This window comes from Escherichia albertii NBRC 107761 = DSM 17582 (assembly GCF_000759775.1).
GTDB classification, from domain to species: Bacteria; Pseudomonadota; Gammaproteobacteria; order Enterobacterales; family Enterobacteriaceae; genus Escherichia; species Escherichia albertii.
This window is the reverse complement of the sequence record NZ_BBMY01000149.1, coordinates 1-10,828: the sequence shown is the minus strand read 5'-3', so window position 1 is coordinate 10,828 and position 10,828 is coordinate 1. Positions and strand designations below refer to the sequence as shown.

The window sequence follows — 10,828 nt, the reverse complement described above, 5'->3', positions numbered from 1 at the left end:
CCCAGATTTACGGCGGTTATTTCGACATGATGTTTGGTGTATCGGGGCGGGAGTTCCAGTTGTATGGCGTGCCCCATGACCGTCGCGTTAATTTCTGTGAAGTCATGGAAAAGGTGCCAGTATGTGTAACCACTGACACCTTTATTCTTAATGGCCTGTTGAGCCATCAGGAATGCAGTTTACCCCCGGTTTGCGATCTGGCGTGTAAAGGCGAAAACATTCTGTTTTCCTGTCCGTCGATATCGGTTGCAGGTCTGGTTGCCTGAGCGACTGGGCCATCATTGGGCTGGAGACATTGCTTTGCGGAAGATCGGCTTTATCAGCAGTACCGAGTGGACCAGCAAAAGCAGGAAGAACAGAGACTGATAACAACAAAGCAGCAAAATAAGGCTTCATTTTTACCACCTTTATCAGGTTGCGTTTCATTTGTTCCAGAGGAACATGGTCGATTTTTCGCGCATTACTGGTGGCTGGGAATCACCCGTATGGGTGATTTTTGCAGTACAGTCTATGGTGCAGGATGCGCCGCCAGACGCGGCTTATCCGGCCTACGGGTAGGACGGATAAGGCGTTCACGCCGTATCCGGTGTTGGTTGGGAGATGCCCACTGAATCCAGGTTGAACAAAACATACACAAAAAATATAGATCCCCGTCACATTTTTGCGTTATACAGGAAGCTCGCCACTGAGAAGGAGTTGCTGCTATGACGTCGCTCACTCGTCCTCGCGTGGAGTTTATCTCCACTATTTTGCAATCCGTACTTAATCTTGGCCTGTTGTGTCTCGGCCTGATTTTGATCGTCTTCCTCGGCAAAGAAACGGTGCATCTGGCTGATGTGTTATTCGCGCCAGAACAGGCCAGCAAATATGAGCTGGTGGAAGGGCTGGTGGTTTACTTTCTCTATTTCGAATTTATCGCACTGATTGTGAAGTACTTTCAGTCCGGTTTTCATTTTCCCTTACGTTACTTTGTCTATATCGGGATCACTGCCATTGTGCGCTTGATCATCGTCGATCATAAATCTCCACTGGATGTGTTGATCTACTCGGCGGCGATCCTGCTGCTGGTGATCACCCTGTGGCTGTGTAATTCGAAACGGCTGAAGCGGGAGTAAAAAAAGGCGCTCCGAAGAGCGCCGAATAACAGTCACAAGTTGGGATAACGTAAGTTGAGGGTGCAGCGGCATAACATTGACAGAACAACATCTTTAACCTTTCACACCACCTGCCGTCAGGCCGTTGACCAGCCAACGCTGAGCCAGCAAGAAGACGATGGTGATTGGTAAGGCAGACATCACGGCAGCGGCGGCAAAGTCGCCCCACAGGTAGTTTTGCGGGTTGAGGTATTGCTGCATACCCACGGCCAGGGTGTAGCTGTTCACGTCACGCAGTAATAGCGACGCGACCGGAACTTCAGTAATGGCAGCGATAAACGACAGGATGAACACAACCGCCAGAATCGGTACTGACAGCGGCAACAGGACAAGGCGGAAGGCCTGCCACTGTGTCGCACCATCCAGCGCCGCCGCTTCTTCCAGCGAGCCGTCGATAGTTTCGAAATAACCTTTAATCGTCCAGACGTGCAGCGCAATTCCGCCCAGGTAAGCGAAGATAACGCCGCCATGCGTATTCAGACCGATGAAGGGAATGTACTCACCCAGACGGTCAAACAACGCATACAACGCCACCAGTGAGAGCACCGCCGGGAACATCTGGAAAATCAGCATCCCCTTCAGTAATGTCGCTTTGCCAGGGAAGCGCATACGGGCGAAGGCGTAAGCGCAGGTGGTGGAGAGCGCCACAATACCAATTGCGGAAATCCCTGCCACCTTCACCGAGTTCCACAGCCACAGCAGTACCGGAAACGGCGGTGGCGTAATGCGACCATCAGCCTGTTCAACGCTAAAACCTAACGCCAGTTTCCAGTGATCCCAGGAGATTTGCTCCGGGATCAGACTACCGGTCGCGAAGTTCCCCTGACGCAGCGAGATGGCGACGACCATCAGCAGCGGGAACATAATCGCCGCGATGAAAAGCAGTAGTAGCAGGTGAGTGATAATTAAACGTGCTTTTTGCGATTTCGGTTGTACCATTGCCATTTTCGTTATCTCCCTTAATCAAACTTCATTCGCGTGGCTTTCAGGTTCACTATCGCCAGCGCACCCACCAGTAAGAAGATCAGTGTGGCAATCGCCGCCGCCAGACCGAAATCCTGACCACCGCCGCCTTCAAACGCGATACGGTAGGTGTAGTTAACGAGCAGGTCGGTATAACCGGCTGGCGTGGTCGTGCCAAGACGATCCGGGCCGCCGTTGGTCAACAGTTGAATCAGTACGAAGTTGTTAAAGTTAAAGGCGAAGCTGGCGATCATCAGCGGCGTCAGCGGCTTAATCAGCAGCGGCAGTGTAATCTTAAAGAAGTTCTGCAAGGGACCTGCGCCATCCATCGCTGAGGCTTCATACAGATCGTCAGGAATCGCTTTCAGCAAGCCCATGCAGAGGATCATCATGTACGGATAACCCAGCCAGGTGTTGACGATAATCAGCATCGTCCGTGCAGTGGTTGGATCGCTGAACCAGGCGGGTTTTACGCCAAACAGCGTGCTCAACATCATGTTGATTTCACCGAAGCTCTGATTGAACAATCCCTTGAAAATCAAAATGGAAATAAACGATGGCACGGCATAGGGCAGAATCAGCAGGACGCGATAGACCGCTTTGCCGCGTAACGCTTCCCACTGCACCAGACAGGCCAGAACCATGCCGACCGCCACCGTTAAAAAGACGGTGATCAGCGAAAACACTACGGTCCAGACGAAAATGGCGAGGAACGGTTTCTGAATGCCTTCGTCGGTAAAGACTCGGGTAAAGTTTTTCCAGCCGGTGGTTACGGTGTAGCCCGGGCTTAGCTTTTCATCACCCCAGTGACCGTCGGCGGTAATAGACTGGTAAAAACCAATTTGGTTATTCGGGCGATATTTCACGCCGCTCTGGTTATTGGTCAGCGTACCATCCTCGCCGAGGATATAGAGTGGTTGTGTACCAGAGAACTGGCGCAGGGAACTCATAATCACTTTGTTGCCATCCGGCAGAATGGCGGTAATGTCGCTCAGCGCCTGACGATTCTGGGTTATCACGCGCAGATTCGCGCGCTCGCCTTCAGGCAGGGTGGCGCTTTCTTTCAGTTGCAGTTTGTGCTCGCCGCCAAATTTAAAAGCGTCTGAGAGATAATTCTTGCCGCTTTCGCCGTCGGTGAGTGCCAGTTGCCACTCATTACCTGCCGGATAAAGACCGAAGTTATAGGTTTTGCCCGCTTGCCAGGATCTATCTAACAACACTTCCTGGGCGCGTTCAAAAGTCAGTTGGTTGGTGCTGCTGTAGTTGGTAAAGGCAATGGCGATGGTACAAACCAGAGGGAAGAGGACGAATAGCCCCATCCCGGCCATTCCTGGATAAACATAGCGCCAGGCGTAGGCTTTACGATTGGCGAAAATATACAGTCCCGCAGAGCTCAAAATCAGCGTGGTAATAGCGAACAGGTACTCCCCTTGTGCGTACATTAAAACTACAAGGTAACCCACCAGCAGGCCGAGCAGACCTAACACTGACCATTTCAGCGCGTCGCTTTGCCACCAATGTTTCTTTTTAATGACATCCATGGGGTTTTTCCTCATTCCAGGACGGATAAACGGTGACACCGCATCCGACAACAACTGCCTGATGCGACGCTGGCGCGCCTTATCAGGCCTACATACGTTTCGATTTCGTAGGCCGGATAAGGCGTTCACGCCGCATCCGGCAACAACGGCCTGATGCGACACTGACGCGTCTTATCAGGCCTACATACGTTTCGGTTTTGTAGGCCGGATAAGGCGTTCACACCGCATCCGACAACAACGGCCTGATGCGACGCTGACGCGTCTTATCAGGCCTACATACATTCCGGTTTTGTAGGCTGGACAAGGCGTTCACGCCGCATCCGGCAACAACGGCCTGATGCGACACTGACGCGTCTTATCAGGCCTACATACGTTTCGGTTTTGTAGGCCGGATAAGGCGTTCACGCCGCATCCGGCATTTCATCGCATTACCTGGTGATACGAGTCTGTGCATCTTTCAGGGCGGCATCGACAGTCTGACGACCGCTGGCGGCGTTGATTACTGCGGTACGAACGGCATACCAGAAGGCGGACATCTGTGGGATGTTTGGCATGATTTCACCTTTCTGGGCGTTATCCATGGTGGCGGCGATGCGAGGATCTTTTGCCAGCTCATCCTGATAGGACTTCAGCGCCACTGCACCCAGCGGTTTGTCTTTATTGACGGCTTCCAGTCCCTCGTCAGTCAACAGATAGTTTTCGAGGAACTCTTTCGCCAGCTCTTTGTTCGGACTGGCGGCGTTAATACCCGCGCTCAGCACGCCAACGAACGGTTTAGAAGGGTGCCCTTTGAAGGTCGGTAGCAGCGTCACGCCGTAGTTCACTTTGCTGGTGTCGATGTTGGACCATGCCCACGGGCCGTTGATGGTCATCGCTGTTTCGCCTTTGTTAAAGGCTGCTTCTGCGATGGAGTAATCGGTGTCCGCGTTCATGTGTTTGTTTTTAATCAGATCAACCAGGAAGGTCAGACCTGCTTTCGCGCCAGCGTTATCCACGCCAACGTCTTTAATGTCGTACTTGCCGTTTTCATACTTGAACGCATAACCCCCGTCAGCGGCAATCAGCGGCCAGGTGAAGTACGGTTCTTGCAGGTTGAACATCAGCGTGCTCTTACCTTTCGCTTTCAGTTCTTTATCCAGTGCCGGGATCTCTTCCCAGGTTTTTGGCGGGTTCGGCAGCAGATCTTTGTTATAAATCAGCGATAACGCTTCAACAGCAATTGGGTAAGCAATCAGCTTGCCGTTGTAACGTACGGCATCCCAGGTGAACGGATACAGCTTGTCCTGGAATGATTTATCCGGGGTGATTTCAGCCAGCAGGCCAGACTGCGCATAGCCGCCAAAGCGGTCGTGCGCCCAGAAGATGATGTCAGGACCATCGCCAGTTGCTGCAACCTGAGGGAATTTTTCTTCCAGTTTATCCGGGTGCTCGATGGTGACTTTAATTCCGGTATCTTTCTCGAATTTCTTACCCACTTCAGCGAGGCCGTTATAGCCTTTATCGCCGTTAATCCAGATAACCAGTTTACCTTCTTCGATTTTGGCGAGAGCTGAGGTGGAAAACATCATCGTCGTTAATGCGGATAATGCGAGGATGCGTGCACTTGTTGTTATTTTCATCATCTATGGTCCTTGTTGGTGAAGTGCTTGTGAAAACACCTAAACGGACTCCAGTTTCTTTATACGGCAACCTCTTTCCATCCTCCTTGCCCCTACGCCCCACCGTTGCTTTATGTGATCTCTGTTACAGAATTGGCGGTAATGTGGGGATGCGCACATAAAATCGCCACGATTTTTGCAAGCAACATCACGAAATTCCTTACTTTGTCTCGACTTAGCTTGCAGACGCCGCGTTCTCATCCTCCCGCCTCCTCCCCCATAAAAAAGCCTGGGGGCGGAGGATTCAAGCCATCTTCTTATGACGCATAGTCAGCCCATCATGAATGTTGCTGTCGATGACAGGTTGTAACGAAGGGAGAAGGGCATGGCGAGCGTACAGCTGCAAAATGTAACGAAAGCCTGGGGCGAGGTGGTGATATCGAAAGATATCAATCTCGACATCCACGAAGGCGAGTTCGTGGTGTTTGTCGGTCCGTCCGGCTGCGGTAAATCGACTTTACTACGCATGATTGCCGGGCTTGAGACGATTACCAGCGGCGACCTGTATATCGGCGACAAACGAATGAACGATACTCCGCCGGCAGAACGCGGCGTCGGTATGGTGTTTCAGTCTTACGCGCTCTATCCCCACCTGTCTGTAGCAGAAAACATGTCGTTTGGTCTGAAACTGGCTGGCGCGAAAAAAGAGGTAATTAACCAACGCGTTAACCAGGTGGCGGAAGTGCTGCAACTGGCGCATTTGCTGGATCGTAAACCGAAAGCGCTCTCCGGTGGTCAGCGTCAGCGTGTGGCGATTGGTCGTACGCTGGTGGCTGAGCCCAGCGTGTTTTTGCTCGATGAACCGCTCTCTAATCTCGATGCTGCGCTGCGCGTGCAGATGCGTATTGAAATCTCTCGTCTGCATAAACGGCTGGGCCGCACGATGATTTACGTCACCCACGATCAGGTCGAAGCAATGACGCTGGCCGACAAAATCGTGGTGCTGGACGCCGGTCGCGTGGCGCAGGTTGGGAAACCGCTCGAGCTGTACCACTATCCCGCAGACCGTTTTGTCGCCGGATTTATCGGTTCACCAAAGATGAACTTCCTGCCGGTAAAAGTGACCGCCACTGCCATTGATCAAGTTCAGGTTGAGTTGCCGATGCCAAATCGCCAGCAAGTCTGGCTACCGGTTGAAAGCCGCGACGTTCAGGTCGGGGCCAACATGTCGCTGGGTATTCGCCCGGAACATCTACTGCCAAGCGATATCGCTGACGTCATCCTTGAGGGTGAAGTTCAGGTGGTCGAGCAGCTTGGCAACGAAACGCAAATCCATATCCAGATCCCTTCCATTCGTCAAAACCTGGTGTACCGCCAGTCTGACGTGGTGTTGGTAGAAGAAGGTGCCACATTCGCTATCGGCCTGCCGCCAGAGCGTTGCCATCTGTTCCGTGAGGATGGCACTGCATGTCGTCGACTGCATCAGGAGCCGGGCGTTTAAGCACCCTACAAAAGACACAAAACCTGTGACAGGTGATGTGAAAAAGAAAAGCAATGACTCAGGAGATAGAATGATGATTACTCTGCGCAAACTTCCTCTGGCGGTTGCCGTCGCAGCGGGCGTAATGTCTGCTCAGGCAATGGCTGTGGATTTCCACGGTTACGCGCGTTCCGGTATCGGCTGGACAGGGAGAGGCGGTGAACAACAGTGTTTCCAGACCACTGGCGCTCAAAGTAAATACCGTCTTGGCAACGAATGTGAAACTTATGCTGAATTAAAATTGGGCCAGGAAGTGTGGAAAGAGGGCGACAAGAGCTTCTATTTCGACACTAATGTGGCCTATTCCGTAGCGCAACAGAATGACTGGGAAGCCACCGATCCAGCCTTCCGTGAAGCGAACGTGCAGGGTAAAAACCTGATTGAATGGCTGCCTGGTTCCACTATCTGGGCGGGTAAGCGTTTCTACCAACGTCATGACGTTCATATGATCGACTTCTACTACTGGGATATTTCTGGTCCTGGCGCCGGTCTGGAAAACATCGATGTTGGCTTCGGTAAGCTGTCTCTGGCAGCAACCCGCTCCTCTGAAGCTGGTGGTTCTTCCTCTTTCGCCAGCAACAATATTTATGACTATACCAACGAAACTGCGAACGATGTCTTCGACGTGCGTTTGGCGCAGATGGAAATTAACCCGGGCGGCACATTAGAGCTGGGCGTCGACTACGGTCGTGCCAACCTGCGTGATAACTATCGTCTGGTTGATGGTGCATCGAAAGACGGTTGGTTATTCACTGCCGAGCATACTCAGAGCGTCCTGAAGGGCTTTAACAAGTTTGTTGTTCAGTACGCTACTGACTCGATGACCTCACAGGGTAAAGGTCTGTCGCAGGGCTCTGGCGTTGCGTTTGATAATGAACACTTTGCTTACAATATCAACAACAACGGTCACATGTTGCGTATCCTCGACCATGGTGCGATCTCCATGGGCGATAACTGGGACATGATGTACGTCGGTATGTACCAGGACATCAACTGGGATAACGATAACGGCACCAAGTGGTGGACCGTCGGTATTCGCCCGATGTACAAGTGGACGCCTATCATGAGTACCTTGCTGGAAGTGGGTTACGACAATGTCGAATCCCAGCGCACTGGCGACAAGAACAATCAGTACAAAATCACCCTCGCACAACAATGGCAGGCGGGCGACAGCATTTGGTCACGTCCGGCTATTCGTGTCTTTGCAACCTATGCCAAGTGGGATGAGAAATGGGGTTATGACTACACGGGTAACTCCACAAACAACCCGTACTATGGCAAGGCCGTTTCGGCTGATTTCAATGGTGGTAGCTTCGGTCGTGGCGACAGCGACGAGTGGACCTTCGGCGCCCAGATGGAAATCTGGTGGTAATAGCAAAGCGTTGACCGGATAAGGCGTTCACGCCGCATCCGGCATAAAAACAGGTTTAAGGGGCGTAAGCCCCTCTGATTATCGGGTTAAGCGCGCTATTGCCTGGCTACCGCTGAGCTCCAGATTTTGAGGTGAAAACAATGAAAATGAATAAACGTCTCATCGCCCTCTGTTTATCCGCAGGGCTATTGGCGAGCGCGCCTGGAATCAGCCTCGCCGACGTCAACTATGTACCGCAAAATACTAGCGACGCGCCCGCTATTCCTTCCGCCGCGCTGCAACAATTAACCTGGACACCGGTCGATCAATCCAAAACCCAGACCACTCATCTGGCAACCGATGGACAACAACTGAACGTCCCTGGCATCCGTGGCCCGGTCGCGGCATACAGTGTGCCTGCGAATATCGGTGAGTTAACGCTGACGCTGACCAGCGAAGTTAACAAGCAAACCAGCGTATTTGCGCCGAATGTGTTAATTCTTGATCAGAACATGACGCCATCGGCTTATTTCCCTGGTAGTTACTTTACCTATCAGGAACCTGGAGTAATAAGCGCTGACCGTCTGGAAGGGGTAATGCGTCTGACTCCGGCGCTGGGGCAACAGAAACTCTATGTACTGGTCTTTACCACCGAAAAAGATCTTCAACAGACGACCCAATTGCTTGACCCGGCAAAAGCGTATGCCAAAGGCGTCGGTAACTCGGTGCCGGATATTCCAGACCCGATTGCCCGTCACACCACTGATGGTTTGCTGAAACTGAAAGTGAAAAACAATTCCAGTTCCAGCGTACTGGTAGGGCCGTTATTTGGTTCTTCCGCTCCAGCTCCGGTTACGGTAGGTAACACGGCGGCACCTGCTGTGGCTGCACCAGCTCCGGCACCGGCGAAGAAAAGCGAACCAATGCTCAACGATACGGAAAGTTATTTTAATACTGCGATCAAAAATGCTGTCGCGAAGGGGGATGTTGATAAGGCGTTAAAGCTGCTTGATGAAGCCGAACGTCTGGGATCGACATCTGCCCGTTCCACCTTTATCAGCAGTGTAAAAGGCAAGGGGTAATTACGCTCCACAGTGCTGATTTTGCAACAACTGGTGCGTCTCTTGGCGCACCTTTTTTTCTTCTCCTGTGCCATTGTTGCGTTTTTGTTGCGCATTAGATCACTTAATTTGCTTTACTCCTCCCGTAAACGTTTTTCTGCGATACAATGCCTTTACGTTATGTAACGGAGAGTTCGGCATGTCACACCCTGCGTTAACGCAATTGCGTGCGCTGCGCTACTTTGAAGAGATCCCTGACCTGGACCCACAACAACTCGACTGGCTGTTACTGGAAGATTCCATGACGAAACGTTTTGAACAGCAGGGAAAAACGGTGAGCGTGACGATGATCCGCGAAGGGTTTGTCGACCAGAATGAAATCCCTGAAGAATTACCGCTGTTGCCGAAAGAGTCTCGTTACTGGTTACGTGAAATTTTGTTATGTGCCGATGAAGAACCCTGGCTTGCCGGGCGTACTGTCGTTCCTGCGTCAACGTTAAGCGGTCCCGAGCTGGCGTTGCGCAATCTGGGGAAAACGCCGTTAGGCCGTTATCTGTTTACTTCATCGACATTGACTCGGGACTTTATTGAGATAGGCCGTGATGCCGGATTGTGGGGGCGCCGTTCCCGCCTGCGATTAAGCGGTAAGCCGCTATTGCTGACTGAACTGTTTTTACCGGCATCACCGTTGTACTAAGAGGAAAAAAATATGGAGTGGAGTCTGACGCAGAATAAGCTGCTGGCATTTCACCGCTTAATGCGTACGGATAAGCCAATTGGCGCGTTACTGCTGCTCTGGCCAACTTTGTGGGCGCTGTGGGTGGCGACGCCAGGCGTCCCCCAACTCTGGATTCTGGCGGTGTTTGTTGCTGGCGTCTGGTTGATGCGCGCCGCCGGATGTGTGGTGAATGATTATGCTGACCGTAAGTTTGATGGTCATGTTAAGCGCACGGCAAACCGACCACTTCCCAGCGGCGAGGTCTCGGAGAAAGAGGCGCGCACGTTGTTTGTGGTGCTGGTGCTGATTTCATTCTTACTGGTGCTGACGCTGAATACGATGACTATTTTGTTGTCGATTGCCGCGCTAGCGCTGGCGTGGGTTTACCCGTTTATGAAGCGTTACACCCATTTACCGCAAGTGGTGCTGGGCGCGGCGTTTGGTTGGTCGATTCCAATGGCTTTTGCTGCCGTTAGTGAATCAGTACCGCTAAGTTGCTGGTTGATGTTCCTTGCCAATATTTTCTGGGCGGTGGCCTACGACACGCAGTATGCGATGGTTGACCGGGACGACGACGTGAAGATTGGTATTAAGTCTACGGCGATCCTGTTTGGTCAATACGACAAATTGATTATTGGTATTTTGCAGATTGGCGTACTGGCGCTGATGGCGATAATCGGTGAGTTAAATGGCCTGGGCTGGGGATATTATGGGTCAATACTGGTGGCTGGCGCGTTGTTTGTTTATCAACAAAAACTGATTGCCAACCGCGAGCGTGAAGCCTGCTTTAAAGCGTTTATGAATAATAACTATGTGGGCCTGGTGTTGTTTTTAGGGCTGGCGATGAGTTACTGGCATTTCTGATGATGTGAAAAAGCCGGAGGAGCCTCCGGCTTTTTTGT

Annotated in this window: 11 protein-coding genes; 7 read left to right on the top strand and 4 right to left on the bottom strand. The window is 51.9% G+C overall.

Going from position 1 to position 10,828, the window contains the following annotated elements; genetic code table 11:
* Window positions 1–266 (top strand): hypothetical protein (locus EA14781_RS25515; RefSeq protein ID WP_148934798.1); only part of this gene is annotated, 266 nt, incomplete at its 5' end.
* Here the strand turns inward: EA14781_RS25515 and EA14781_RS24500 are convergent.
* Complete coding sequence (locus tag EA14781_RS24500) at window positions 148–426, bottom strand: hypothetical protein (RefSeq protein WP_025237891.1); 279 nt, start codon at window positions 424–426, stop codon at window positions 148–150. The genes EA14781_RS25515 and EA14781_RS24500 overlap by 119 nt on opposite strands.
* 278 nt (window positions 427–704) lie before the next feature.
* On the opposite strand from EA14781_RS24500, the gene psiE reads away from it, so the two are divergent.
* The gene (gene psiE / locus EA14781_RS19950; RefSeq protein WP_000202961.1) at window positions 705–1,115 is read left to right on the top strand and encodes a phosphate-starvation-inducible protein PsiE; all 411 of its coding nucleotides are present in this window, start codon (window positions 705–707) and stop codon (window positions 1,113–1,115) included.
* A gap of 93 nt (window positions 1,116–1,208) precedes the next feature.
* Here psiE and malG read toward each other — a convergent pair whose 3' ends face one another.
* From malG to malE, 3 genes are all read right to left on the bottom strand, one after another.
* A complete protein-coding gene (gene malG / locus EA14781_RS19945; RefSeq protein ID WP_001252074.1) occupies window positions 1,209–2,099 on the bottom strand; it encodes a maltose ABC transporter permease MalG in 891 nt (296 codons plus the stop codon).
* A 14-nt stretch (window positions 2,100–2,113) separates the two neighbouring features.
* Window positions 2,114–3,658: a maltose ABC transporter permease MalF gene (malF, locus tag EA14781_RS19940; protein ID WP_002460773.1), complete on the bottom strand. Its 1,545-nt coding sequence runs from the start codon at window positions 3,656–3,658 to the stop codon at window positions 2,114–2,116.
* Window positions 3,659–4,086: 428 nt separating this feature from the next.
* Entirely contained in the window at window positions 4,087–5,277 is a 1,191-nt protein-coding gene (gene malE / locus EA14781_RS19935; protein ID WP_024164690.1) for a maltose/maltodextrin ABC transporter substrate-binding protein MalE, read from the bottom strand.
* Between the two features lie 364 nt (window positions 5,278–5,641).
* Between malE and malK the strand changes: the two genes are divergently transcribed.
* The 5 genes from malK (at window position 5,642) to ubiA (ending at window position 10,790) form a co-directional block, all read left to right on the top strand.
* Window positions 5,642–6,757: a maltose/maltodextrin ABC transporter ATP-binding protein MalK gene (malK, locus tag EA14781_RS19925; protein ID WP_000179161.1), complete on the top strand. Its 1,116-nt coding sequence runs from the start codon at window positions 5,642–5,644 to the stop codon at window positions 6,755–6,757.
* A gap of 70 nt (window positions 6,758–6,827) precedes the next feature.
* Window positions 6,828–8,168, top strand: coding sequence for a maltoporin LamB (gene lamB, locus EA14781_RS19920; protein ID WP_000973639.1), 1,341 nt, complete (start codon window positions 6,828–6,830; stop codon window positions 8,166–8,168).
* Between the two features lie 140 nt (window positions 8,169–8,308).
* Window positions 8,309–9,229: a maltose operon protein MalM gene (malM, locus tag EA14781_RS19915; protein ID WP_002460767.1), complete on the top strand. Its 921-nt coding sequence runs from the start codon at window positions 8,309–8,311 to the stop codon at window positions 9,227–9,229.
* A gap of 178 nt (window positions 9,230–9,407) precedes the next feature.
* The gene (gene ubiC / locus EA14781_RS19910; RefSeq protein ID WP_000019225.1) at window positions 9,408–9,905 is read left to right on the top strand and encodes a chorismate lyase; all 498 of its coding nucleotides are present in this window, start codon (window positions 9,408–9,410) and stop codon (window positions 9,903–9,905) included.
* Window positions 9,906–9,917: 12 nt separating this feature from the next.
* Window positions 9,918–10,790, top strand: a complete 873-nt coding sequence (gene ubiA / locus EA14781_RS19905; protein ID WP_000455238.1) for a 4-hydroxybenzoate octaprenyltransferase — start codon at window positions 9,918–9,920, stop codon at window positions 10,788–10,790.
* The last annotated feature ends 38 nt before the right edge of the window (window positions 10,791–10,828 follow it).

Coding starts and splice junctions, on each gene's coding strand:
- EA14781_RS24500 (WP_025237891.1), bottom strand. CDS start 426: ATGAAACGCAACCTGATAAAGGTGGTAAAAATGAAGCCTTATTTTGCT.
- psiE (WP_000202961.1), top strand. CDS start 705: ATGACGTCGCTCACTCGTCCTCGCGTGGAGTTTATCTCCACTATTTTG.
- malG (WP_001252074.1), bottom strand. CDS start 2,099: ATGGCAATGGTACAACCGAAATCGCAAAAAGCACGTTTAATTATCACT.
- malF (WP_002460773.1), bottom strand. CDS start 3,658: ATGGATGTCATTAAAAAGAAACATTGGTGGCAAAGCGACGCGCTGAAA.
- malE (WP_024164690.1), bottom strand. CDS start 5,277: ATGAAAATAACAACAAGTGCACGCATCCTCGCATTATCCGCATTAACG.
- malK (WP_000179161.1), top strand. CDS start 5,642: ATGGCGAGCGTACAGCTGCAAAATGTAACGAAAGCCTGGGGCGAGGTG.
- lamB (WP_000973639.1), top strand. CDS start 6,828: ATGATGATTACTCTGCGCAAACTTCCTCTGGCGGTTGCCGTCGCAGCG.
- malM (WP_002460767.1), top strand. CDS start 8,309: ATGAAAATGAATAAACGTCTCATCGCCCTCTGTTTATCCGCAGGGCTA.
- ubiC (WP_000019225.1), top strand. CDS start 9,408: ATGTCACACCCTGCGTTAACGCAATTGCGTGCGCTGCGCTACTTTGAA.
- ubiA (WP_000455238.1), top strand. CDS start 9,918: ATGGAGTGGAGTCTGACGCAGAATAAGCTGCTGGCATTTCACCGCTTA.